The organism is Paenibacillus sp. W4I10 (assembly GCF_030816325.1).
Classification (GTDB): domain Bacteria; phylum Bacillota; class Bacilli; order Paenibacillales; family Paenibacillaceae; genus Paenibacillus; species Paenibacillus amylolyticus_B.
The window spans coordinates 5,163,755-5,190,537 of record NZ_JAUSXX010000001.1 but is presented as its reverse complement, the minus strand read 5'-3'; the positions used below and the strand labels follow the sequence as shown (position 1 = coordinate 5,190,537).

At 47.3% G+C, this 26,783-nt stretch carries 17 protein-coding genes and 3 rRNA genes; 18 read left to right on the top strand and 2 right to left on the bottom strand.

Going from position 1 to position 26,783, the window contains the following annotated elements; translation table 11 throughout:
* The first annotated feature begins 24 nt into the window (after positions 1–24).
* The 7 genes from gntK to gyrB all read left to right on the top strand — a co-directional run bounded on the left by gntK (position 25) and on the right by gyrB (position 8,872).
* Positions 25–1,572: a gluconokinase gene (gntK, locus tag QF049_RS23420; protein ID WP_307540931.1), complete on the top strand. Its 1,548-nt coding sequence runs from the start codon at positions 25–27 to the stop codon at positions 1,570–1,572.
* 870 nt (positions 1,573–2,442) lie between these two features.
* On the top strand, positions 2,443–3,789 hold the full coding sequence (dnaA, locus tag QF049_RS23415; RefSeq protein WP_036611990.1) for a chromosomal replication initiator protein DnaA: 1,347 nt from the start codon (positions 2,443–2,445) through the stop codon (positions 3,787–3,789).
* A gap of 220 nt (positions 3,790–4,009) precedes the next feature.
* Positions 4,010–5,152 carry a DNA polymerase III subunit beta gene (dnaN, locus tag QF049_RS23410; RefSeq protein ID WP_017691408.1) on the top strand — a complete coding sequence of 381 codons (1,143 nt, stop codon included), beginning with the start codon at positions 4,010–4,012 and terminating at the stop codon, positions 5,150–5,152.
* Positions 5,153–5,168: 16 nt separating this feature from the next.
* Complete coding sequence (yaaA, locus tag QF049_RS23405) at positions 5,169–5,384, top strand: S4 domain-containing protein YaaA (protein ID WP_307540928.1); 216 nt, start codon at positions 5,169–5,171, stop codon at positions 5,382–5,384.
* Positions 5,385–5,441: 57 nt separating this feature from the next.
* Positions 5,442–6,554 carry a DNA replication/repair protein RecF gene (gene recF / locus QF049_RS23400; protein ID WP_307540925.1) on the top strand — a complete coding sequence of 371 codons (1,113 nt, stop codon included), beginning with the start codon at positions 5,442–5,444 and terminating at the stop codon, positions 6,552–6,554.
* Positions 6,555–6,567: 13 nt separating this feature from the next.
* Positions 6,568–6,816 carry an extracellular matrix regulator RemB gene (gene remB, locus QF049_RS23395; protein WP_017691405.1) on the top strand — a complete coding sequence of 83 codons (249 nt, stop codon included), beginning with the start codon at positions 6,568–6,570 and terminating at the stop codon, positions 6,814–6,816.
* Between the two features lie 145 nt (positions 6,817–6,961).
* The gene (gyrB, locus tag QF049_RS23390) at positions 6,962–8,872 is read left to right on the top strand and encodes a DNA topoisomerase (ATP-hydrolyzing) subunit B (protein WP_124118706.1); all 1,911 of its coding nucleotides are present in this window, start codon (positions 6,962–6,964) and stop codon (positions 8,870–8,872) included.
* A gap of 93 nt (positions 8,873–8,965) precedes the next feature.
* On the opposite strand, the gene QF049_RS23385 is transcribed toward gyrB, so the two are convergent.
* Positions 8,966–9,913 (bottom strand): YheC/YheD family protein, encoded by a 948-nt coding sequence (locus tag QF049_RS23385; protein WP_307540922.1) that lies wholly within the window; start codon positions 9,911–9,913, stop codon positions 8,966–8,968.
* Between the two features lie 425 nt (positions 9,914–10,338).
* Here QF049_RS23385 and gyrA point away from each other — a divergent pair, with 425 nt between their 5' ends.
* From gyrA to QF049_RS23355, 6 genes are all read left to right on the top strand, one after another.
* Positions 10,339–12,903 carry a DNA gyrase subunit A gene (gyrA, locus tag QF049_RS23380; RefSeq protein WP_036671890.1) on the top strand — a complete coding sequence of 855 codons (2,565 nt, stop codon included), beginning with the start codon at positions 10,339–10,341 and terminating at the stop codon, positions 12,901–12,903.
* 222 nt (positions 12,904–13,125) lie between these two features.
* Positions 13,126–14,244 (top strand): HD-GYP domain-containing protein, encoded by a 1,119-nt coding sequence (locus QF049_RS23375; RefSeq protein ID WP_307540918.1) that lies wholly within the window; start codon positions 13,126–13,128, stop codon positions 14,242–14,244.
* A gap of 466 nt (positions 14,245–14,710) precedes the next feature.
* Positions 14,711–16,263: ribosomal RNA gene (locus QF049_RS23370) — 16S ribosomal RNA — on the top strand.
* 313 nt (positions 16,264–16,576) lie between these two features.
* A 23S ribosomal RNA gene (locus tag QF049_RS23365) occupies positions 16,577–19,504 on the top strand.
* 75 nt (positions 19,505–19,579) lie between these two features.
* Positions 19,580–19,696 (top strand): 5S ribosomal RNA (gene rrf / locus QF049_RS23360).
* Together the 16S, 23S and 5S rRNA genes form the textbook arrangement of a ribosomal RNA operon.
* Before the next feature lie 212 nt (positions 19,697–19,908).
* Entirely contained in the window at positions 19,909–20,349 is a 441-nt protein-coding gene (locus QF049_RS23355; protein WP_017691399.1) for a hypothetical protein, read from the top strand.
* 654 nt (positions 20,350–21,003) lie between these two features.
* On the opposite strand, the gene QF049_RS23350 is transcribed toward QF049_RS23355, so the two are convergent.
* A complete protein-coding gene (locus QF049_RS23350; protein ID WP_036606136.1) occupies positions 21,004–21,528 on the bottom strand; it encodes a hypothetical protein in 525 nt (174 codons plus the stop codon).
* A gap of 498 nt (positions 21,529–22,026) precedes the next feature.
* Here QF049_RS23350 and QF049_RS23345 point away from each other — a divergent pair, with 498 nt between their 5' ends.
* The 5 genes from QF049_RS23345 to tmk all read left to right on the top strand — a co-directional run bounded on the left by QF049_RS23345 (position 22,027) and on the right by tmk (position 26,748).
* Complete coding sequence (locus QF049_RS23345; protein WP_017691396.1) at positions 22,027–22,212, top strand: sigma factor G inhibitor Gin; 186 nt, start codon at positions 22,027–22,029, stop codon at positions 22,210–22,212.
* A 252-nt stretch (positions 22,213–22,464) separates the two neighbouring features.
* Entirely contained in the window at positions 22,465–24,288 is a 1,824-nt protein-coding gene (locus tag QF049_RS23340) for an aminotransferase class I/II-fold pyridoxal phosphate-dependent enzyme (protein WP_307540915.1), read from the top strand.
* Positions 24,289–24,792: 504 nt separating this feature from the next.
* The gene (locus tag QF049_RS23335) at positions 24,793–25,221 is read left to right on the top strand and encodes a CidA/LrgA family protein (RefSeq protein ID WP_307540913.1); all 429 of its coding nucleotides are present in this window, start codon (positions 24,793–24,795) and stop codon (positions 25,219–25,221) included.
* A complete protein-coding gene (locus QF049_RS23330) occupies positions 25,191–25,883 on the top strand; it encodes an LrgB family protein (RefSeq protein WP_307540911.1) in 693 nt (230 codons plus the stop codon). The genes QF049_RS23335 and QF049_RS23330 overlap by 31 nt, the downstream gene beginning before the upstream one ends.
* A 217-nt stretch (positions 25,884–26,100) precedes the next feature.
* Positions 26,101–26,748: a dTMP kinase gene (gene tmk / locus QF049_RS23325; RefSeq protein ID WP_150364164.1), complete on the top strand. Its 648-nt coding sequence runs from the start codon at positions 26,101–26,103 to the stop codon at positions 26,746–26,748.
* Positions 26,749–26,783: the final 35 nt, after the last annotated feature.

Below are 26,783 nucleotides of genomic sequence, written 5' to 3'. Positions count from 1 at the left end.
TCTGGAGAAAGAAGGATTAAATACATGAACAACTATATGATTGGGATTGATATTGGTACCACCAGTACCAAATCCGTATTATTTACCGAGCAGGGCTCCGTCGTCAATACCTCAACGCAGGAATATCCTTTGTATACCCCTGCGCCCGATGTTGCCGAACAGGACCCTGAAGAGATTGTGCAAGCAGCCCTCCGCTCTGTGCGAGGAGTCATGGATCAGAGTGGTGTTGCTGCCGAGCAGATTCTGTTCGTATCCTGTAGCTCGGCCATGCACAGTGTCATTGCCATGGATCAGGACGACAAACCCTTAACTCGGTGCATCACCTGGGCGGATAACCGAAGTGCAGCATGGTCTGCCCAGCTGCAAGAGAATGGATTGGGCCATCGCATCTATCTGCGCACAGGTACGCCCATCCATCCCATGTCACCGCTGACCAAATTAATGTGGCTGCGCCACGATGAACCTGAACTTTTTGAGCGCACCGCCAAATTTATTTCGATTAAAGAATATCTGTTCTTCCGTCTATTCGGACAATATGTCGTCGACCATTCCATCGCTTCTTGCACAGGTTTGCTCAATCTGGAACAACTGGACTGGGACGCAGAGGCCCTTGAGATTGCAGGCATTACACCCGACCATCTCTCGAAGCTCGTACCTACAACATATATATTAGAAGGAATGAATCACGAATCGGCTGAAAAAATGGCTCTCTCCCCCTCCACGCCCTTTGTTATTGGCGCAAGTGACGGGGTTTTATCCAATCTCGGCGTAAACGCCATTGAACCTGGTGTTGTCGCAGCAACCATCGGAACCAGCGGGGCCATTCGCACTGTCGTGGACCATCCGGTCACCGATCCCAAAGGTCGAACCTTCTGTTATGCCCTCACAGAGAATCTTTGGGTCATTGGTGGACCTGTGAATAACGGTGGCATGCTGTTTCGTTGGGTACGGGATGAATTCGCTGCGTCTGAAGTGGAGACAGCGAAGCGACTTGGCATCAATTCCTATGATGTGCTGACCAAAATTGCCGAACGTGTCCGGCCGGGATCGGAAGGACTTCTGTTTCATCCGTACCTTTCGGGCGAACGTGCCCCTTTATGGAATCCGGATGCCCGTGGTTCCTTTTTTGGCTTAACCCTCCATCACCAGAAAGAGCATATGATCCGTGCTGTCCTGGAAGGGGTTATTTTTAACCTATACACGGTACTGCTGGCTATGGAAGAACAGATTGGGCAACCTACCTCTATTCAAGCCACAGGTGGGTTTGCGCGTTCTCCTCTCTGGCGCCAAATGATGTCCGATATCTTCAATCAGGAAGTGGTTGTACCCGAGAGCTTCGAAAGTTCCTGTCTGGGTGCAGTTGTGCTTGGTTTGTACGCTACAGGGCGGATCCAATCGCTTCATGCCGTTTCTTCCATGGTGGGTACAACGCATCGGCATACCCCTGTCAAAGAGAATGCTGTACTCTACCAGGAGCTGCTGCCCATCTTTATTCGGATCTCTCGCAAACTGGAAGAGGAATACGCAGATATCGCTGAATTCCAGCGTAAGATGTCCCTTCCCCGTCTCTAAATCATCAATCCATACTTCGTCTCTGCACCAAAAAAAGAGGTTGTCGCCCAAAACTAAAAGTCGGTTTTAGGGGACAACCTCTTTTGCTATACACGCATAATCTATCCTTTGAGATTCATATTATACATTCATACACTTCAACCTCCATATTCGAGCATCAGCTTACCTCTTGATCCTAATAATTCACATACATATGTCTCAAAATGAAGTCATCTATGTCCATTATTCTTATACATTGCCGTCACAGAATTACCATCTGCTCAGAAAATACACCACTGATCTTGTTCAATTAAAAGCATTGAGTTTACTCCCCTTTCCGTCTCCCATCCAGACACTGAATTCGTCGCTTTCATTATCGCCCATTGGCAAGAAAACACGAGGGTGAGGGGTCAGACTTTTTCCGATCGTGATCATGCTCTATTTTCACTTCGCGGTTATCCACAGACAGGTTATTCACAAACGAAGAATACTTTTACACACAATTTGGCATCATTTGACGGATAACCTGTGTATAAAACATTTTTGGTTTTTGGGTCATTCTGTCGAAAATTAAACAGTTTATAAACAATATATTGTGTTGTGACTAAAAATTATACACAAGTTATTGAATTTGTGGATAAAATCACGCGATACGTTGAAATGCGGGGTTTCTTTTGCTATGATTGTATTACTTTTGGATGTGAATATGTGATCTGACCCATAATATTATCAACAGCCTGTGGATAAAGTTGTGAACAATTTTCCGTTGTTCATACTTTTTTTGTTTTCGACCTGCGGGGGTTTGGGGATAAATTCAACAATATATCTCGTATTTCGACACTGCATCATGGCTTAAGCCACACTTGGAACATGTAAAAGGAGTGACAGTCTGTGGACAGCCATACTTCTGATTTATGGCAGCAAATTTTATCAATCATACAAAACAAACTCAGCAAACCCAGCTTTGACACCTGGTTCAAAGCAACCAAAGCCACCAAGCTTAATGATCGTTCAATCGTCATTTCCGCACCAACCACGTTTGCCGTCGAATGGCTGGAGAGCCGTTACACCAAATTGGTTGGCTCGACGGTATACGAGCTGCTTGGCAAGCAAGTCGATGTGAAATTTGTCATCGAAGAGAACAAGCCTGCTGAACCGGACCCGCAACTGCCGGCACCAACGCCTACAGTTGTACAGGAAGAAGCGGTACTCAGCATGCTGAATCCGAAATACACGTTCGATACATTTGTCATCGGGCCGGGCAACCGTTTTGCCCATGCCGCATCGCTGGCGGTCGCTGAAGCGCCCGCCAAAGCTTACAACCCTCTCTTTCTGTATGGGGGTGTAGGTCTCGGTAAAACTCACTTGATGCATGCGATCGGACATTACGTTCTGGAGCATGATCCGGGCAGCAAAGTCGTTTATTTGTCGTCTGAGAAATTCACGAACGAATTCATTAACTCTATCCGTGACAACCGCGGGGAGAGCTTCCGTAACAAATACCGGAGCGTCGACATTTTGCTCATTGATGATATTCAGTTTTTGGCGGGAAAAGAATCAACACAAGAGGAATTTTTCCATACGTTTAATGCGCTGCATGAGGAACGGAAGCAGATTATCATCTCCAGCGATAGACCACCGAAGGAAATTCCGACACTGGAAGAACGGCTTCGTTCTCGCTTTGAATGGGGGTTAATTACGGATATCCAGCCTCCAGATTTGGAGACAAGGATCGCAATTTTGCGGAAAAAGGCACGTGCGGAAAACTTGGATATTCCGAATGAAGCGATGATGTACATTGCCAACCAGATTGACACCAACATCCGTGAACTGGAAGGTGCCCTGATTCGGGTCGTTGCTTATTCTTCACTGACTAATCAAGATGTAACCACTCATCTGGCAGCTGAAGCACTGAAGGATATTATTCCTTCCAGTCGTCCCAAAATGATCACTATTCATGACATCCAACAAAAGGTCGGCGAGTATTATAGCCTTAAGCTTGAAGATTTCAAAGCACGGAAACGGACCAAGGCAGTTGCTTTTCCAAGACAGATTGCCATGTATCTCTCTCGTGAACTGACAGACTTTTCTCTGCCCAAAATCGGGGAAGCATTCGGAGGACGAGATCACACCACTGTCATACATGCTCACGAAAAAATCTCCCAAGCGATTAAAAACGATCAGGATCTCTATAAAGTTATCAACAACTTAACCGAAAAAATTAAGAATCCAACCTGAACAAGTCCCAAGCCTATGCACAACGTATACACATGTGGATAGGCTTGGGTGTACGGGTTTATACCCACTTATCCACATATTCAGTGCCCCTATTACTATTATTACTAAAAAGATCTTAAAGATATCATCTCCAAAATAGCCATTTCGGAGCTTAGCCTACGGCCTTTGAAAAACACCTTTTAACACCCCAACACCCAAAAAATCAGCTAGGAGTGAAACCATGAAAATCAGCATAATGAAAAACTACTTAAACGATTCCATACAGCAAGTATCCAAAGCGATCTCCAGCCGTACGACAATTCCGATTCTGAGCGGTATCAAATTCGACGTGAATCATCAAGGTGTAACATTGACAGCAAGTGACACCGATATATCCATTCAATCCTTCATCCCGCTTGAAGATGGAGATAAAAGCGTAGTTCAGGTAGATCAACCCGGCAGTGTAGTTTTGCCAGCCAAGTTTTTCGTGGAGATCATCAAGAAGCTGCCATCACAGGAAGTACACATGGAAGTCAAAGAGAACTTCAACACCTTTATCTCCGCAGGTGCTACCGAGATTCAACTGGTAGGTCTTGATCCGGAAGAATTCCCGGTACTGCCAAGCATCGAAGAAAATCAAACGGTCTCCATTCCAGGAGATTTGTTGAAAAATATGATCAAACAAACGGTCTTCTCCATTTCCACACATGAGACTACTCCAATCCTGACAGGTGTACTCTGGAGTTTGGGTGACAACGAATTGAAATTTGTGGCAACAGACCGTCACCGTCTTGCTACTCGATCAGCAATGCTGGATAATGCAGAAGGTATCCGCTTCAACAACGTGGTTATTTCCGGTAAAACGCTGAACGAGCTCAGCAAAATTGTTCCGGATCAAAATACCCTTGTGGATATCGTTGTTGCAGATAACCAGGTCCTGTTCAAAATCGACCGTGTATTGTTTTACTCCCGTATTTTGGACGGAACATATCCGGATACTTCTAGAATTATTCCAACGTCATACAAAACAGAACTTGTTTTAGATACAAAAAAATTAAGTGAATCCATTGACCGGGCTTATTTGCTGTCGCGTGAAGAGAAAACAAACATCGTGCGTATGCAAACGATGGATTCTGGATCCGTTGAAATTTCTTCAAGCTCTTCCGAGCTAGGTAAAGTAAGAGAAGAAATCGAACCTGCCGAGTTTACAGGAGATCCGTTAAAAATCTCGTTCAACTCCAAATACATGCTGGATGTGCTGAAAGTTGTTGAAAGTGAGCAGCTGATGATCGCTTTTACAGGAGTCATGAGTCCAATCATCTTGAAACCGCTGGATGACAGTCACAGCCTTTACGTGATATTGCCATATCGGACGACCAACTAACGAAAGGAAGATCACAGTGAACCAAGTTACGATTCGTACGGAATATATTAAGCTTGATCAATTTTTGAAACTGGCTGATTGCATCCCAACTGGAGGTATGGCCAAAGCTCTGCTTCAGGAAGGACTTGTACGTGTGAATAAAGAGCCTGAGGAACGACGGGGACGTAAGTTATACCCTGGGGATATCGTTGAAGTGAACGGAGAAGGCACATTCGAAGTTGCTGCAGAATAAGAAGACCAGTTCGATCCTGCTGCCTCCTGACGGACGGGATAAAAGGGAGGTTACCGCGTGTTTGTGAACAGCATTGATCTGCAGAATTTCCGCAATTATGAACATCTGAGACTGGACTCTTTTGGTCCCGTAAACTTGTTGATTGGGCAAAATGCCCAAGGCAAGACCAATCTTGCAGAGGCTATTTTTGTACTTGCACTCACCAAGAGCCACCGCACATCCCGTGACAAGGAGCTGATTCGTTTCGGTGAGGAACGTGCCAGACTTGCAGCAGAGGTCGACAAAAAGTACGGATCGGTCAAGCTTGAGCTATCTTTGTCGCAACAAGGCAAAAAAGCAAAGATTAACGGCCTGGAGCAGCGCAAGTTAAGCGATTTTGTCGGAGCGCTCAATGTCGTGATGTTTGCTCCGGAGGATCTGGAGATTGTAAAAGGCACACCGGGGGTCCGCCGCCGGTTTCTTGACATGGAGATCGGACAGGTTGCACCAGGTTACCTTTATCACCTGCAGCAATACCAAAAAGTGCTGGTCCAACGAAACAATTTGCTTAAGCAACTTTGGGGACAAGGGGCATCAGCCCAGACCATGCTTGAGGTATGGAATGAACAACTGGTTGAGCATGGTGTTAAGATCGTCAAAAAAAGGAAACAATTCATAAAGAAACTGCAAAAGTGGGCAGAAACGATTCATCAGGGGATCACCGGAGGCGGAGAAGTCTTGCGCCTGGCCTATCTTCCGTCCTTCAGCGAAGCCGCTGAGGAAGATGAAGCTGTCTTAATGGACCAATTTATGATAAAATTATCACAAATGAAAGAGCAGGAGATTCGCCGAGGCACAACCCTTAGTGGGCCGCATCGGGATGACCTGTCCTTTTTCATTAACGATCGGGAAGTACAAACATATGGCTCGCAGGGGCAGCAGCGCACAACGGCGTTGTCCCTTAAACTTGCGGAAATCGAACTGATTCACGAAGAAATCGGAGAATATCCGGTCCTGCTGCTGGATGATGTTCTGTCAGAGCTGGACCCTTTTCGCCAGACGCAGCTGATCGAAACGTTCCAGAGCAAGGTGCAAACCTTTATTACAGCTACGGGGGTCGAGAGCCTGAACGTTGACAAGCTCAAAGATGCCAGTATTTATCACGTTCATGCCGGACAGGTTGAACGCTAAGGAGTGAGGGCTTATGTACATTCATCTGGGCGGTGAGAAGATCATCCGTTCTTCCGAATTGGTCGCTATTTTTGATATATCGATTGAAAAATCCTCAAAGATCTCCAAGCAGTATGTGACGCATGCCGAGCAGGAAAAAACCGTGGAACACATTGGGGAAGAGGAAGCCAAGTCCATTGTGGTGACCAAAAACATTGTGTACTACTCGCCGATCTCCTCAGCCACGCTGAAGAAGCGGGCTCACATTTTTCCTGATCTCTAGCGGTTGTGTGGCATAAAAGGTGTGTCTTTTGCTGCTTGTCTTTAATTTGGACAGCTGGCTGGAATGAAGTACATTGCCTTTTTCAGTAAACATTCTTAGTTAACGCATAATTACGATATTGAATCTTATAGAAGTAGGTGAAAGCATGTCTATGAATCAACCGTCATATGGTGCAGATGAAATTCAGGTTCTTGAAGGACTGGAAGCCGTACGGAAACGTCCGGGGATGTATATCGGTTCCACCAGTTCCAAAGGTCTGCATCATCTGGTCTGGGAAGTAGTGGACAACAGTATCGATGAAGCGCTCGCAGGTTATTGTGACCATATCGAGGTTACTATCCATGAAGACAACAGTGTCACTGTTGTCGATAACGGACGTGGGATTCCTGTCGGTGAACATGCCAAAATGAAACGTCCTGCGCTTGAGGTCGTTATGACCGTCCTCCATGCAGGAGGTAAGTTTGGTGGCGGCGGGTACAAAGTATCCGGTGGTCTGCACGGTGTAGGTGTATCTGTAGTTAACGCACTATCCGAAAAAGTTGTTGTCACAGTTAAGGTTGACGGGCATGTCTATCAACAGGAATACCGTCGTGGTACTCCGCAGTATGACCTGAGAACGATCGGTACAACCGACGAAACCGGAACAACGGTTAGGTTCCACCCGGATCCTGAAATTTTCACGGAAACGAGAGTTTACGACTATGACATCTTGCTTGCCCGTATTCGTGAGCTGGCGTTCCTGAACAAGGGTATTGGTCTTACACTGACCGATGAGCGTACAGGTGCAACCAACTCATTCCTGTACGAAGGCGGCATTATCGAATACGTCTCCTTCCTCAACCAGAAGCGCGAAGTATTGCATGAGAATCCAATTTACGTTGAAGGTTCCAGAGATAACATCCAGGTGGAAGTTGCTCTGCAATACAATGACAACTACACCGAGAACATCTATTCCTTCGCCAACAATATCAATACGCATGAGGGCGGAACGCATGAATCAGGTTTCAAGAGTGCCCTTACGCGGATTATCAATGACTATGCCCGTAAGGCAGGGGTAATCAAGGACAGCACGGGGAACCTTTCCGGGGATGACGTGCGTGAAGGCTTGACAGCTATTATTTCGGTCAAGATTCCGGAACCGCAATTTGAAGGACAGACAAAGACCAAGCTGGGCAACAGCGAAGTGCGTGGGATTGTCGAATCCTTGTTTGCCGAGAAGCTGCAGGAGTTCCTGGAAGAGAATCCTTCCGTATCCCGTCGCATTTTGGAAAAAGGGCTGCAAGCAGCACGTGCGCGTGAAGCTGCCCGTAAAGCCCGTGAACTGACACGTCGTAAAGGTGCACTCGAAGTAAGCTCACTTCCAGGTAAACTGGCAGACTGTTCATCCAAGGATGCTTCAATCAGCGAATTGTACATCGTCGAAGGTGACTCCGCCGGCGGATCAGCGAAGCAAGGCCGGGATCGTCATTTCCAAGCGATTTTGCCGCTGCGTGGTAAGATTTTGAACGTGGAAAAAGCTCGTCTCGACCGGATCTTGGGGAATGCGGAGATTAGAGCAATTATTACAGCAATGGGTACAGGTATTGGTGATGACTTCGATATTGCCAAAGCCCGCTATCACAAAATCATTTTGATGACCGATGCCGACGTCGATGGTGCTCATATCCGAACACTATTGCTGACATTCCTGTATCGGTACATGCGCAAAATCATTGAGGCAGGTTATGTATATATTGCACAACCGCCATTGTTCAAGATTGAGCGTAACAAAGTGATTCGTTATGCCGGTTCCGAGAAAGAGCGCGATGAAATTATTGCAACGCTCGGCGAAAATGCAAAATTCAACGTTCAGCGTTACAAAGGTCTTGGCGAGATGAATGCCGGACAATTGTGGGAAACGACGATGGATCCGGAGAGTCGGACCATGATGCAAGTATCGATTAATGATGCCATCCTTGCTGATGCCATGTTTGACACCCTGATGGGGGACAATGTTGAACCGCGTCGTGACTTTATCCAGGAAAATGCAAAATACGTGAAAAACCTCGACATTTAACTTATTCGAAGAGGCGCCTGCGAGGGCGCCTTTTTATATTAGGGGAAGTATGGAATAGGGAAGGCAGTAGACATAGACTTCCGTATCCCTTTGTTATCTGCGAACACGTTTTTTGGCAGATGAGGCCTGTGCTTTAGGGGATGTACGAGAGCTCTTACTCTTTTTGGAGGGCAAACGACCGTATGCAATCGCATAACGTTTGATCTTCCGGTATGCCTCCTTGTCCGGTAATAAGCCAAAGGCATAAATGCCTGGCAGTGTGTTGACTTCAAGAATCCAGGGACGCCCTGCTTCGTCTAGCGCAATATCAATACCAATCTCTTTGAGCCTTGGAAATGATGTTTGCAATTGCACAGCGGTATGAATACCTAAGCGGTACAGCTCTGTGCGAAGTTTTTTGAAGCCATCCTGGTGAAGATGGGGGAGTACGAGTTCTTCAAAGGTGGCCAATCGTCCGCCACCATGAATGTTGGTGATAATTTTGCCCGGCGCAGCAACACGTCCCAGAATACCTGTTGTTTCCCAGTTGTGTTGCAGATTTTTCTGAGTTAACACACGCAAGTCAAAAGGCAAATCTCCATGCTTCATCAGCGATATTCCCTGTTGAATGATATAATCACGTTCCTGAATGCGATCATTCAGTGCTCGTTCGAGTTCGTCCAGGGAATGAAATGATCTCTCCTCTGTACCGTATTGGAGTTGATATGTTGTTGTGAGATAGGTATCTCTGGAGATAACAGCACTTGCTTCGGGTTCATCAGGCAGGTTCCGATCAGTAGGTTCTTCCGGAACCTCCGCATCTGTGGTGGAATCTTCGGAATGAACGACAGGTTCGTATAAACGGGTTGTTTTTACTCGCATAACGCCATTACCGTAAGTACCACGGTCCGGTTTGATATAGTTTGACTCAAATAATTCAGTCATTCGTTCGAGAGTTTGACGGCTATATTTTCGGGTCACTGGGATATATTCATTCACAATGCGACTGCGTTGTAACACAGCTGTTTTGGCCCATTTGCTGGAGACGCGTTGGATACCCAAGATCCATCAGTCCTTTCATGTTTTGCTCAGTTCTAAAGAGGGACAGACACGGAGAAATCAAAGGACAAGAGACGATTTCAGTGGTATAATAGAGAAATATGGCGTTTTGTGCGATGAGCTGCGTAATTTGCAGTTTAATCGTAGGACGGGAATGGCTTTAGCCTCTGTAGGCACAGTACATATGCCGTTTTTCTAGCATTGTATGTGCAATTGGGGAGGAAGGCAGGGCGTATCCCCAGACACGCAGAAGTTCCCGGAAGAAAGGCTATTGCCCAGCGGACGTTTAATTGTGTAACTTTTGTGAAAGTAATATAATAAAGAGTAACGTTCTTGCGCGGTTTTAGCCTTGTTAGGCTTTTCACATATAATCAATTTTTTGCATGACGGAATGGAACGTTTGTTGAAGGACAAGAAGGAGGTCCAGCATGGCGGAAGAAATGAACTCTCAGATTACAGATCGGGATATAGGCGTCGAGATGCGTGAATCGTTTATGGATTATGCGATGAGCATCATCGTTAGCCGTGCCTTACCTGACGTGCGTGATGGATTGAAGCCGGTTCACCGGCGTATTCTGTACGCGATGTCAGAGCTCGGCATGACACCCGATAAACCACATAAAAAATCAGCCAGAATCGTCGGCGAAGTTATCGGTAAGTATCACCCACACGGTGACTCTGCTGTTTACGAGACGATGGTACGGATGGCACAGGATTTCTCCCTGCGATATATGCATGTAGATGGACATGGTAACTTTGGATCGGTCGATGGTGATATGGCAGCAGCTATGCGTTACACCGAAGCACGTTTGTCCAAGATTGCTATGGAAATGCTCAGAGACATCAACAAGGATACGATTGATTTCCAGCCGAACTATGACGGTGAAGAACATGAGCCAATCGTTCTGCCTGCTCGTTTTCCTAACTTGCTTGTCAATGGGGTCGGCGGGATCGCGGTAGGTATGGCCACCAATATTCCTCCTCATAATCTGGGCGAGGTCATTGATGGTGTACAGGCCATGATTCAAAATCCGGACATTACATCCATGGAGCTCATGGATTACATTCAAGGACCAGACTTCCCTACGTCCGGCTACATTTTGGGCCGTTCAGGTATTCGCCAGGCGTATCAGACTGGACGTGGTTCAGTAACGATGCGGGCCAAAACCAACATCGAAGAGAATAACAACAAGGCGCGAATTATCGTTACGGAACTGCCTTATCAGGTAAACAAGGCGAGACTCGTTGAGAAAATCGCCGAGTTGGTACGTGATAAAAAGATTGATGGCATTACTGACCTTCGTGATGAGTCTGACCGTAATGGTATGCGGGTTGTAATTGAGCTTCGCAGAGACGTGAATCCGGGGGTTGTCCTGAACAACCTGTACAAACATACATCGATGCAATCCACTTTCGGGATTAACATGCTTGCGATTGTTAATAAAGAACCTAAAATCCTGAACTTGCGCGAAGTGTTGTATCACTACCTGCAGCATCAGATTGAGGTTATTCGCAGACGTACGCAGTTTGAACTGAAAAAGGCTGAAGCTCGTGCACACATTCTAGAAGGTTTACGTATTGCGCTGGATCATATCGACGAGATTATTACGTTGATTCGTTCATCCAGTAATGCGGATGCAGCCAGAGAAGGTTTGATTGAGCGCTTCTCACTCAGTCATGATCAGGCTCAAGCTATTCTCGATATGCGTTTGCAACGCCTCACAGGTCTGGAACGCGAACGTATTGAAAATGAATATAACGAACTGATGGTCAAAATCAGAGAGTATCGCGAAATTCTGGCCAATGAGCATCTGGTGCTTGAGATTATCAGTACGGAGCTGCAAGAGATCCGCGACCGCTTCAGCGATGATCGTCGTACGGAGATCACTGTAGGTGAAGAGAGCATTCTGGATGAGGACCTGATTCCACGTGAAGAGGTTATCATTACGATTACTCATACAGGCTACGTGAAACGTCTGCCGGTATCCACATACCGCAGCCAGAAACGTGGTGGACGTGGGGTCGTGGGTATGGATACGAAAGATACCGACTTTGTCGAGCATCTGTTTGTGACCAACTCCCACAATTACCTCATGTTCTTCACTGACAAAGGTAAAGTGTACCGTCTCAAAGCTTACGAGATTCCAGAGCTTGGACGTACAGCACGGGGAACGCCGATTATCAACCTGATCCAGATCGAGCAGGGCGAATCGGTCAATGCCGTAATTCCGGTCCAGGAATTCGAAAGTGACAGATACTTGTTCTTTGCTACCCGCCAAGGGGTTGTGAAGAAGACGCCACTTGAGGATTACACCAATATTCGCAAAGGCGGCTTGATCGGTATTTCCTTACGTGATGATGACGTTCTGATCGATGTTAAGCTGACCGATGGATTGCAAGAGATCATCATGGGTACAGCTCACGGAATGTCTATTCGATTCTCGGAAGGCAACGTACGTTCCATGGGACGTAGCGCAACCGGGGTCAAAGGGATTACATTGGATGAACAGGATGCTGTTATCGGCATGGATGTAGTTGATAAAGAGCTTGATGTTCTGATCGTTACAGCCAAAGGTTACGGTAAACGTACACCTGTCAGTGATTATCGGATGCAGACTCGTGGCGGTAAAGGGATCAAGACTATTAATGTCACAGAGAAGAACGGCTCAGTAGTCAGCCTCAAAATGGTTAAAACCGAAGAGGATCTGATGATTATCACGTCTAGCGGTACGTTGATCCGGATGAGCATGGAAGGCATATCCACTATGGGTCGATACACGCAGGGTGTGAAGCTGATTCATATTCGTGACGAGGATTCAGTAGCTACAGTCAGCCGAATTGACAAAAATGAAGAGGAACCAGACGATGAGTCGCTTGAAGGCTTGGAAGGCGAGGAGTCCCAAGCTCCGGTAGTAAGCTTGGAAGAAGGCACCGTTTCTGACGCTGAGGTTAATGAAGTTGAGGGCGACGACGATTCCGGTTCGGAAGCATAAAATAGAATTTTATAAAGACTGATCTCTTTGAGATTGAAAGAAAATTGCGAGGGCTCCCACGGGGAGCCCTTTTGTTTGTATAAAGGAATCTCTTCTTTTATTCTTCCGAATCTGGGATGTACAGCCTGATTCCTGAGTAATATAATGGGAAATATCATGAAAAACCGGGACTATGGTCTTGTTTGTATTAACATAGAAGAACGATGAGTGAGGGGAATACACATGGGATTAATCACCCTGTCAGAAGTCAAACCAGGACTCAAACTTGGGAGTGATGTGCAAACACTTCGCGGCAACGTTCTGCTTCAGAAGGGGAAGGTCATTTTACCCAAGGATATGGAAGTGCTCAGAGCCTTTATGATTCAACAGGTAGATATTGAACAAGAAAGAATGGTGTCGAGTAGTACAGGGACCAAAGGTGCATCTGTGTCCGCAGGAAGTTCTGCCAATGATAACAATGGTGAACGGGCAGGGAAGACAGGGAACGTCACCACAGCTCCTGTAGTAACGTCTTTGCAGGATGAGTATGAGAAGATGGTCGGACTAACGAAAAATGCTTTCCTGTCCTCTCTGGCGGCTGAATTACCGGTCTATGAGTTACGTACACAGTTGGAGGCTGTGTTTGCACATCTCAAACAATATAATGTGCTTACTTTCAGTCCACGAGTAATGCAAGAACATGATTATGTATATCACCATGCCGTACTGAGTGCGATCACATCCTATCAACTGGCTCAATGGATTGATCTTCCCTCCAAGGATTGGATGCAAGTGGCTTTTGCAGGCTTGTTCCATGATATTGGTAACAACAAGGTAGATCCGCAGATTCTCCATAAACCATCCACGTTGACGGCTACAGAGCAGGAAGAGATTCGTCAGCATACGAAATATGGTTATCAGATCCTTAAACAGGCAAAGGCCATTAATGAGGGAGCCAGACTTGCAGCTTTGCAGCATCATGAAAAAGTGGATGGATCAGGCTACCCGTTGCAGCTTAGTGGGACGCAGATTCATATTTATGCCAAGATTGTAGCTATCGCTGATATTTTCCACGCCATGACGCTGGAGAAGATCTACCGCAAGGCACAATCACCATACCTAGTCCTAGAACAGATCCAAAGTGAGGCATTTGGGAAATTGGATCCTGCAATCGTAAGGGTATTTGTTCAACGGTCGACCCAGATCCATAATGGCATCCGAGTGAAACTCAGCAATAACCAAATTGGAGAGATTGTATTCTCTGATCGAGATCATCCTACACGGCCTATGGTGTCAGTAGAAGGAAACATCATTAACCTGATGCAGCAACGGCAACTTCACATCCAAGAGGTTATCGGATAACAATAAATATTAAAGTAACTTGATGAGGGGGCCTTTCTTTTATAGAGAGGCTTTTTACGTGAGATAAATGTGGAAATGTAGAGAAAACAGAAAGATTATAGAAATATATATAATTACTCAAAAAAAGACTTGCATTCAAAATCTGTACATGGTATATTCTAAGTCCGGCCAAGAAAACACTGTTTACACGGTGCGGCAAGCAAACGAAATAAGCTTCGAAAGAAACTTGAAAAAAGAGCTTGCAAAGTTGGTGCGGATGTGATAAGATATAAAAGTTGCTGAAGAGAACGACATTCGGTAACAAAACAAGTTTGATCTTTGAAAACTGAACAACGAGTGAGTAAACATTCTGCTTGCAGAATGAACGCGAAAGTTTGAAACGAGCCTTGGCTTGGATCAACTGGAGCACAAATGAGATTTTTAATCTCGTCAGATTCAAAATGAGCTTATCGCTCTTTTCAATACTTTATTGGAGAGTTTGATCCTGGCTCAGGACGAACGCTGGCGGCATGCCTAATACATGCAAGTCGAGCGGAGTTGATAGGAAGCTTGCTTCCTTGACACTTAGCGGCGGACGGGTGAGTAACACGTAGGCAACCTGCCCTCAAGTTTGGGACAACTACCGGAAACGGTAGCTAATACCGAATAGTTGTTTTCTTCGCCTGAAGGAAACTGGAAAGACGGAGCAATCTGTCACTTGGGGATGGGCCTGCGGCGCATTAGCTAGTTGGTGGGGTAACGGCTCACCAAGGCGACGATGCGTAGCCGACCTGAGAGGGTGATCGGCCACACTGGGACTGAGACACGGCCCAGACTCCTACGGGAGGCAGCAGTAGGGAATCTTCCGCAATGGGCGAAAGCCTGACGGAGCAATGCCGCGTGAGTGATGAAGGTTTTCGGATCGTAAAGCTCTGTTGCCAGGGAAGAACGCTTGGGAGAGTAACTGCTCTCAAGGTGACGGTACCTGAGAAGAAAGCCCCGGCTAACTACGTGCCAGCAGCCGCGGTAATACGTAGGGGGCAAGCGTTGTCCGGAATTATTGGGCGTAAAGCGCGCGCAGGCGGTCATTTAAGTCTGGTGTTTAATCCCGGGGCTCAACCCCGGATCGCACTGGAAACTGGGTGACTTGAGTGCAGAAGAGGAGAGTGGAATTCCACGTGTAGCGGTGAAATGCGTAGATATGTGGAGGAACACCAGTGGCGAAGGCGACTCTCTGGGCTGTAACTGACGCTGAGGCGCGAAAGCGTGGGGAGCAAACAGGATTAGATACCCTGGTAGTCCACGCCGTAAACGATGAGTGCTAGGTGTTAGGGGTTTCGATACCCTTGGTGCCGAAGTTAACACATTAAGCACTCCGCCTGGGGAGTACGGTCGCAAGACTGAAACTCAAAGGAATTGACGGGGACCCGCACAAGCAGTGGAGTATGTGGTTTAATTCGAAGCAACGCGAAGAACCTTACCAGGTCTTGACATCCCTCTGATCGGTACAGAGATGTATCTTTCCTTCGGGACAGAGGAGACAGGTGGTGCATGGTTGTCGTCAGCTCGTGTCGTGAGATGTTGGGTTAAGTCCCGCAACGAGCGCAACCCTTATATTTAGTTGCCAGCACTTCGGGTGGGCACTCTAGATAGACTGCCGGTGACAAACCGGAGGAAGGTGGGGATGACGTCAAATCATCATGCCCCTTATGACCTGGGCTACACACGTACTACAATGGCCGGTACAACGGGCTGCGAAATCGCGAGATGGAGCCAATCCCAACAAAGCCGGTCTCAGTTCGGATTGCAGGCTGCAACTCGCCTGCATGAAGTCGGAATTGCTAGTAATCGCGGATCAGCATGCCGCGGTGAATACGTTCCCGGGTCTTGTACACACCGCCCGTCACACCACGAGAGTTTATAACACCCGAAGTCGGTGGGGTAACCGCAAGGAGCCAGCCGCCGAAGGTGGGATAGATGATTGGGGTGAAGTCGTAACAAGGTAGCCGTATCGGAAGGTGCGGCTGGATCACCTCCTTTCTATGGAGAATCGTTTCCTGCAACGGAAACATTCAAATATAAAATCTAGCCAGGTCGGCTAGTTACTCACTCGTTGCTCAGTTTTGAGAGCTCAAACTCTCAAAACAGCTTGCTTTTGCATGGAGCTTGTTCTTTGAAAACTAGATATCGAAACGAAACAAACGCGAATTAGAACATTCCTTTTTAGCTGAACTTGTGTTAAACAAGTTTAAATAAAAACGGTAGATTGCACGTACGATGGTATCGAATGGGAGCGACTTTTGGCTTTGCGCAAGCAAAACAAGGGAAGCGAGCAGTCGAAACCGGAGCACGAGGTTAAGCTACTAAGAGCACACGGAGGATGCCTAGGCGCTAGGAGCCGATGAAGGACGTGGCGAACAACGAAACTGCCTCGGGGAGCTGTAAGCAAGCTTTGATCCGGGGGTGTCCGAATGGGGAAACCCAGCTGGGGTAATTTCCAGTTACTCATAACTGAATACATAGGTTATGTAGAGGCATACCAGGGGAACTGAAACATCTAAGTACCCTGAGGAAGAGAAAACAATAGTGATTCCGTCAGTAGCGGCGAGCGAACGCGGAGAAGCCCAAACCAGAGAGCTTGCTCTTTGGGGTTGTGGGACGTCTCACATGGAGTTACAAAGGAACCGGTTAAGCGAAGAGGTCTGGAAAGGCCCGCCAAAGAAGGTAAAAGCCCTGTAGTTGAAAGTTGGTTCCCTCCGAGACGGATCCCGAGTAGTGCGGGGCACGTGAAACCCCGTATGAATCCGGCAGGACCATCTGCCAAGGCTAAATACTTCCTAGCGACCGATAGTGAAGCAGTACCGTGAGGGAAAGGTGAAAAGCACCCCGGAAGGGGAGTGAAATAGAACCTGAAACCGTGTGCTTACAAAAAGTCAGAGCCCGTTTTAGGGGTGATGGCGTGCCTTTTGTAGAATGAACCGGCGAGTTACGTTCCCGTGCAAGGTTAAGGTGAAGAGCCGGAGCCGCAGCGAAAGCGAGTCTGAATAGGGCGATTGAGTACGTGGACGTAGACCCGAAACCGGGTGATCTACCCCTGTCCAGGGTGAAGGTGCGGTAACACGCACTGGAGGCCCGAACCCACGCATGTTGAAAAATGCGGGGATGAGGTGGGGGTAGCGGAGAAATTCCAATCGAACTCGGAGATAGCTGGTTCTCCCCGAAATAGCTTTAGGGCTAGCCTCGGAAAACAGAGTCGTGGAGGTAGAGCACTGATTGGGTGCGGGGCCCGCAAGGGTTACCAAGCTCAGTCAAACTCCGAATGCCATAGACTTACTTCCGGGAGTCAGACAGTGAGTGCTAAGATCCATTGTCAAAAGGGAAACAGCCCAGACCATCAGCTAAGGTCCCCAAGTGTGTGTTAAGTGGGAAAGGATGTGGAGTTGCACAGACAACCAGGATGTTGGCTTAGAAGCAGCCACCATTGAAAGAGTGCGTAATAGCTCACTGGTCGAGTGACTCTGCGCCGAAAATGTAACGGGGCTAAACACACCACCGAAGCTATGGCTTGATGCTTTGCATCAGGGGTAGGGGAGCGTTGTATAAGGGTTGAAGGTGTACCGTAAGGAGCGCTGGACATTATACAAGTGAGAATGCCGGTATGAGTAACGAAAAGATCAGTGAGAATCTGATCCGCCGAAAGCCTAAGGGTTCCTGAGGAAGGTTCGTCCGCTCAGGGTAAGTCGGGACCTAAGGCGAGGCCGAAAGGCGTAGTCGAAGGACAACAGGTCGAAATTCCTGTACCACCGTAAGCCGTTATGAGCAATGGGGGGACGCAGTAGGGTAGTGACGCGGACTGATGGATGTCCGTCTAAGCAGTGAGGCTGATGTGTAGGCAAATCCGCACATTGTAAGGCTGAGCTGTGATGGGGAGCGAAAATTATAGTAGCGAAGGTCATGATCTCACACTGCCAAGAAAAGCCTCTAGCCAGGTGAAGGTGCCCGTACCGCAAACCGACACAGGTAGGCGAGAAGAGTATTCTAAGGCGCGCGGAAGAACTCTCGTTAAGGAACTCGGCAAAATGACCCCGTAACTTCGGGAGAAGGGGTGCCCCGGTAGTGTGAATAGCACGAGGGGGCCGCAGTGAAAAGGCCCAAGCGACTGTTTAGCAAAAACACAGGTCTGTGCGAAGCCGTAAGGCGAAGTATACGGGCTGACGCCTGCCCGGTGCTGGAAGGTTAAGGGGAGTGGTTAGGGAGCAATCCCGAAGCTGTGAACCGAAGCCCCAGTAAACGGCGGCCGTAACTATAACGGTCCTAAGGTAGCGAAATTCCTTGTCAGGTAAATTCTGACCCGCACGAATGGCGTAACGACTTGGGCGCTGTCTCAACGAGAGATCCGGTGAAATTTTAATACCTGTGAAGATGCAGGTTACCCGCGACAAGACGGAAAGACCCCATGGAGCTTTACTGCAGCTTGATATTGAATTTGGGTACGATCTGTACAGGATAGGTGGGAGCCTTTGAAACGTGAGCGCCAGCTTGCGTGGAGGCAACGTTGGGATACCACCCTGATCGTATCTAGGTTCTAACCTGGTACCGTAATCCGGTGCGGGGACAGTGTCAGGTGGGCAGTTTGACTGGGGCGGTCGCCTCCTAAAGAGTAACGGAGGCGCCCAAAGGTTCCCTCAGAATGGTTGGAAATCATTCGAAGAGTGCAAAGGCATAAGGGAGCTTGACTGCGAGACCTACAAGTCGAGCAGGGACGAAAGTCGGGCTTAGTGATCCGGTGGTACCGCATGGAAGGGCCATCGCTCAACGGATAAAAGCTACCCTGGGGATAACAGGCTTATCTCCCCCAAGAGTCCACATCGACGGGGAGGTTTGGCACCTCGATGTCGGCTCATCGCATCCTGGGGCTGAAGTAGGTCCCAAGGGTTGGGCTGTTCGCCCATTAAAGCGGTACGCGAGCTGGGTTCAGAACGTCGTGAGACAGTTCGGTCCCTATCTGTCGTGGGCGTAGGAAATTTGAGAGGAGCTGTCCTTAGTACGAGAGGACCGGGATGGACGTACCGCTGGTGTACCAGTTGTTCCGCCAGGAGCACCGCTGGGTAGCTATGTACGGACGGGATAAACGCTGAAAGCATCTAAGCGTGAAGCCCCCCTCAAGATGAGATTTCCCAGTATGTAAGACCCCTTGAAGACGACGAGGTAGATAGGCTGGGGGTGGAAGTGCAGCAATGCATGGAGCTGACCAGTACTAATCGGTCGAGGGCTTATCCAATTAGCAAGTTGTAATTCGCGTGTTTCGTTTCGAATCTAGTTTTCAGAGAACGATCTCTGAAATGTAAGCTACGCGTTTGGTGGCGATGGCGGAGGGGTTCCACACGTACCCATCCCGAACACGACCGTTAAGCCCTCTAGCGCCGATGGTACTTGGACCGCAGGGTCCTGGGAGAGTAGGACGCCGCCAAGCAAAGAACCACTGCCGATGTTATTCGGTGGTGGTTTTTATTTGTTTATAAGGATTAAATATGATAAGTGGAAGCTCTGACATGATCGATACTGGAAGGTAACATTTTTGTTACGGATAACAGCAGCAAAACCAGTATAATAGGACTATGTTAAATATGCTAAAAGTACCTGACCACAGAGCTGGAATGTGCAGCTGTGAAAAGGAGGGTGTGTGTGTTAAGTTGGCGGAGACTTGGACTACAATCATTTCTGTTGCTTTGTTTGACCGTTGTTCTGGCAGGATGCGGTGAAGCATCAGGATCTGTATGGACTTCATATGAAGGTGCGGTGAACGAGAAGAGTTTTCCGGTGCCTAAAGTAGCGAATAAATCTGACCAGTCTGAAAATAATTCGGATATGGATTATGTTCGATATACGCTGTCTGGTATTAGTGAGAGTACTAGCTTGCCTGAGGTATATCTAGACGAGATTAAAAGCTGGGGTTGGACAGAGAGGCAAGCCAAGGGTACATCCAATGAATCCAGTACCTTGCGTGTATTTGCAAAGGAAGGACATACTGTGCATTTAGCAGTACATGATGGTTCCTTTACACTAATGGTTCCTAGAAATGATGCTACTCAAACGACAGTTAAATCATTGGCTGAAGACGATTGAGCTGCTGTGTGTAGGCTTGGATATGAAAATTAACGCTGTGATGTTCCTTATAATATAGTAAAGCTCCCGTGTACTTGAACGGGGGCTTTTTGTTATTTAGCGAAGTAGGCTTAGTAATGATGGGAGAAGCTATCACGTATGGTGGATCAGAGGTCATAAAGGTACAGAAGGGATGGAGTAGTTTCTTTCGTACATGTATAGGTGGTATGTGTGCTTGAAGCATAGGGAAGTGTAGAGCGCTAAAAGTAGAGGGGGAGAGATATATGTTGGATAAAGGTATTGAGGTAATGAGTGGCTGATGGAAAGCAGCTAGAAGACAGATAGAGCTCAGAGTGAGCAATAGATTTGCTCAAAGGTGTAAGATCTGCGAGATATCTGGAGTTGTGAGGATATGGAACGCCGGAGGAAAAGAGGAGAAGAATGGGGCCTCGAGTGGGGATAACTCATTTTACTATACCCATACTGTGGATAAGGGATAAGACGGGGACGACAAATAAAGGTTATCCACTGTGGATAACCTTTATTTGAGCATGTGAGGCTGAGTCAACTGAACGATACAACGATCATGTTTTTGTATCAGATTATTCGAAGGGCTTAGCGGTTATGTATTACAGTTAAGTGAGGTACATTGAGTATTGCATAAATGAGGGAGCGTTATTGCAGATAGTATGAGACATCTTGTTCATTCAATTTGATGAGTCCATCTTTGCGCTCACGGGAGAGAACCATTACAACATACAAGCGAGGACCCAGCAACCACAAATGCCAGAAGATCAGCGAGAGGGTGAAGGACAATGGCGACCATATCAAACATACTGTAATGATACACAGTCCAATCCAGCTCATGTTAAGGTGTACCCGGACAAACATACGGAAGCTAAAATGCTGATCAGGGATATAACCTAACCAGGGCATACGCATATTCCAGCGCCAGCGTTTGGCGTAAGAGGTACGGACCAGCAGTAATATCGTTCTGGCGATGACATAATGAATCCAGATGGTGATTGGACCTGCCAGTACAAAAAAGAAGAGGCCAGTCCAGGAGAATGCGAGTAGATTGAATAAGAGCATGATGACCGGCAGACACAGATAGCTGTAAATGACACTGCGGGCGATAGCCTTTTTTTTCAGGAGCCGGTATTGATAAAATGTTGCTTTATTCTCCGGTTCGGCGATCATACGATTATATATCCTCCTTCGGATTCACGTTTGTGTGGGGTAGGTATTCGTTTTTCTTACACGATTAAAAGGGAATGAATCATGCATGTATGTATATGAACCTTGTATCTCACGCCATGACGATTGTACAAGATATTGAGATTCGACGGAGCTTATCTCAGTATACTCCCGAATACACGGACTGTCAGGCTTTGATATCGTTATCATGTATTATATATCGGCTGGGATTCCATGTTTTTTTAAGGAAATTGAATATAAGTTTGAGTCAGACCAAGAGATACGTGATGTAGAGGTAAATACGATGGAATGCAGGATAACTGTACATACATAAGCAGGTGAATGTTCTTGTAGGGAGAATGAATGTATTTTTCGGTACAGACACCCAAGAGGGGGTGGGCGAATATATATATTTTATAGAAAGAAAGCACTATGAAAATGTTTAAAATAATAGAAACTGTGCAATACTGATAGTAAACGTAAAACAAGGTGGGATGGTTCATGGAAGAACATGCCGAACACACATGTATTATCTGCGAGCAAAGAAAAAGAGAAGGCATTTTTATTGTATCTGAATTCATATGTGACACTTGTGAAGCAGAAATGGTTCATACCGATGCGCAGGATGCCAAGTACAATTATTTTATTCATCAAATGAAGCAAATTTGGGTACAAAAAAACGCATGAATGTTGCTAATAGAAGTAGAAGCGAAACATCACATTGCAATGATGCTGATGTGTATAGAGGCCCAATGGGCCTTTTTCTGTTTTTAAGAGAGAGATTGTCTTGTTTGCCATCTTGGGAAGGCGTATGCTGATATAATGGTATAGATCATTTGCAGTAGAGCGTGTAGAGATGGGGAAGAAGGGCGTTCCTTGGATTAGGAAGCTTTTGGAGCGCATAGGGCGCACATTATATATGTACAGGATGGTTATTTCATGGAACATAAAAATAAATCAAGTAGAGCCCCTTTATATGAAGCGTTGCTTTCGTATCGTGATTCGAAGCAGCGTTCTTTTCATGTGCCTGGGCATAAGAATGGACAAGCTTACCGACATTTGCTGGAACAAGCAGAAGCAGGGCAATCTCCAGCTAAGGATATCGTTAATGAGGAACAACAGCACGGAGTGATTCAGAGCGATGCAGGAGGGAACGTTAACCGAAGGATAGAGCAATTCAGTTCAGTGGAGAAACATGGGGCTGATCTGAAGAGTGGGGAGCGTTGTGGCGATGAAGGGGTTCCTTCGGAAGTAGGATTGGTACCGGATCGTTCATTCCTGGAGATGATGGAGATGGATGTTACGGAAATTACGGGCACCGACGATTTGCATCATCCAGAAGGTGTGATCCAGGAAGCACAGGAGCTTGCGGCAGATTGTTTTGGAGCGGAGGAGAGTTTTTTCCTTGTGGGAGGCAGTACTGCAGGTAATCTGTCCTTATTGCTCACCGTGTGTGATGAGCCGAACAGTATTGTGCTGGTGCAACGGAATATACACAAATCCGTTATTCACGGGTTAATGCTGGCCGGCGCAAGAGCTGTATTTCTGGAGCCGTGGGTCGATCCTGCGTCTGGACTTGCGGTCATGCCGTCGGTGGAGACGGTGCAGGCTGCTGTCCAGGCCTATCCTGAGGCAAAGGGCGTGTTGGTCACTTTGCCCAATTATTACGGCATGGGCGCAGATCTGACGCCCATAACCGAGGTATGCCACGCCGCTGGCATGCCATTGCTCGTGGATGAAGCGCATGGCGCGCATTATGGGCAGCATCCGGAGCTGCCTGTCTCTGCACTGTCATGCGGAGCAGACGGTGTCGTGCAGTCAACACATAAGATGCTGACGGCCTTCACCATGGGTGCCATGCTGCACATTCAGGGAACACGGTTAAACCGTTCCCTGTTAAGGCAGCGCCTGGCCATGGTGCAAAGCTCAAGCCCATCATACCCGGTGATGGCTTCGCTTGATCTGGCGCGCCGGCTGCTGCACGTGCAGGGCGCGAACACATTCACGGCGGGGCTCACCGCCGTGAATGCCTTTAAGCGCGGCCTCGCGGAGCTGCCGCGCTTCCAGTTGCTGCAGCCTGCACAGCCGCTGCAGCCAGAACCGCCAGCCGGAACAGCGAAGCCGGCTGGCATGTCCGTGTCCGCTGCGCAGCAGACACGGGAGGGCCTGACCGCGGCGGCGATGCCATCTGCCGCGGGGTATACCGCTCAGGACCCATTCAAGGCCGTCATCTATGACGGCACAGGGGTGCTGAGCGGTTATGGGCTACAGCAGCAGCTGGAAGCATGCGGCTGTGTGCCCGAGATGAGCGACGAACGGTACGTCGTCTTGCTCTTCAGCCTGGGCTCAACGGTGCAAGATGCTCAGCACCTGTTGCAAGCTTTACACCATATCAGCTCTGCCGATGGGCATGAGCAGGTCCAATCCAATGCAGCGCCATCACATCAGCTCGTGAAAGGTTCTGCACATTATATTTCCACGTGGAACAATTTACAAGAAAATACTTGCTACTCGGAACCGATCTCCTTTACACTGCAACCGATTGTGGAGACGGATACGATCAATGTCCCGATAGTAGAAAGTGCAGGTTGTCGATCAGCTGAGATGGTAGTCCCGTATCCTCCAGGGATTCCGCTTGTCTATCCGGGTGAACGCCTAAGTCCATCGATGGTGACACGTATACAACTCCTGCGGGATGAAGGAGCAAAGTTTCACGGGGTATCAGATGCATCTCTACAAGTATTGAAGGTTATGAAGGATTGAAAGGAACATATGAAATCTCTGAATGCGTTCACCAATAGGTAGTCTATATGACCAATACGATACCGGACCCTACACATGTGAGGGTCTCTTGGTCATTAATCTAGTTGCTAGGGTGTGTCTTCAAACTCAGGCATGCAATACGTTGAAGGATGTCAGGGTCCAACATCTTGAAGTCAAGGATTGCTTATCCTGGCGAATTGTCCAGACGATTTTCTAAGGAACCGAGGACGTCTTATTTAGCCTTCGAGTCCTCCTTTTATTTTGTAAGGAACCTGAGATACGTTATTAACCAAATTCACCTAACAAACACGCTGTAAACGGCTGGTTATTCCAATATAGCGTGTTTCAGATTCCTTAGATTGCTGCGGGCGCTTCAAATCGCTGAATAAGGCGCGTGACAGGGTCGTTAGCGCTCCCGCTCCGTGCCCTACTCCAGACATGTTCAGTTTGAAGACACGCTCTAGTTCAACTTATAGAGATAGACATAAGAAAGAAGGGAACACTTTGGGTATTCCGCTAAAAAAATATACAGGAATAGTCCTGCAAGTTTTGTTGATGTACGGTTTTTACTGGATTGGCAACTTCATTCAAACTCTATTGCATCTGCCGTTAACAGGAAGTATTGTGGGTATGCTGGTTTTGTTTATTGCCATTCAACTGGGATGGGTCAAAATGAGCTGGGGAGAAGAAGGGTCAACTTGGCTTCAATCCCATTTGCAATTATTGTTCATTCCACCTACTGTGGGCATCATTAATCATTTTGATTTTTTTAGAGCCAACACCTTGTTATTGGTTCTTGGTTTGATCGTTAGCACATTAATCACATGTCTGATATCTGCCAAATTAAGTGAGTGGCTTATGGCATGGAGATCGTCTCATTCAGGCAAAAAGGAGGCGATCACTTGTCAGCATTCATCCTCGGAATTGGAATGATCGCGCTAACCATCGCTGTATACATTCCAGCCACTAGTCTATATAAAAGGCTGAGATGGCCAATACTTATGCCTGTACTTACAACGACTGCCATACTGATCCTGATTTTGGTGATTTCCGGTATAAAGCTGGATACGTACATGCTGGGTGGCAAATGGATACAGGAGCTCTTGGGTCCAGCAGTTGTATCTCTCGCTTTTCCCTTGTCCAGACATCTGCATGTGCTGAAGCAAAATATCATTCCAATTGTGGGTGGAACAATCGGAGGCAGTATTACAGGTGTCTCCACAGGGGCTTTGATCGCCATTCTGCTTGGCTATCCTCAAGAGATGGTCATCGCTTTATTGCCAAAATCAGTGACAACTCCTGTGGCTATTCAACTCGCTAATCAGGTTGGAGGGAATGCCTCATTCACATCGCTGTTTGTGATGATTGCAGGATTCTCAGGGATATTATTGGGGCCGATGCTCTTGAAATGGGCCAAAGTCCGCAGTAAACATGCCTATGGGATTGGACTGGGTTCAGCATCTCATGCCCTCGGCATGGCAAGGTCTTTTGAATATGGAGAGAATGCGGTAGCCCTTAGTTCAGTTTCCATGATTGTCAGTGCCATTGCCGGATCAATGATGCTTCCATTATGGGTGTGGATTATCTACGGTTGAACGCTTTACTTTGTTGTTCATGTTGGAGTAACCGCTGACCTATAGTATTATAGAAAGAAACAAGCTTGTATGATCTTGGTGTTATTAATACGTACCGATATAGCTGTAGCTATACACCTCTGGGCGGGGGATATCATATCTTGTAGCAAGAGGGTCTAAGCATATTCAATTACAGCAGCAATAGATGCAATTATCGACATAGAAAGCAGGGAAGCATATGCAGGGCAGAGGTAAATTCATTACGCTGGAAGGGGGAGAGGGTTCCGGTAAAACAACGATGATCGGTAGAATAGGTTCTTATTTTGAAGAACGGGGTATACCTTACGTAGTTACGCGAGAGCCTGGCGGAATTGAGATTGCGGAGAAAATACGTTCAATTATTCTGGACCCTCTTCATACGGCAATGGATGCTCGAACAGAAGCGCTATTGTATGCAGCTGCACGCAGCCAGCATCTGGCGGAGAAAGTAGAGCCTGCGCTGAGAGCTGGAAAAGCGGTCATCTGTGACCGATTTGTCGATAGCAGTCTGGTCTATCAAGGATACGCCCGTGGACTCGGGATAGAGAATGTATGGGCCATAAATCGTTTTGCGATTGGTGATCTCATGCCGGATGTGACCTTATATCTGGACATTGAGCCTGAAGTGGGGCTTGCCCGGATCGATTCTCATGATGGCCGTGAAGTGAACCGTCTGGATCTGGAAAATCTGGAGTTTCACCGTAAAGTGCGAGAGGGTTACTTCCTATTAAAAGAGCAGTTCCCGGAACGAATCAGAGTTATCGATGCTTCCATGAAGCAGGAGGATGTCTTGGCAGCAATGATTTTGTCGCTGGAGACAGGGATTTTGAAGGATTTTGACGAGTAATTGTCTAATATATAGACAGGGCATTTGATAAAGGT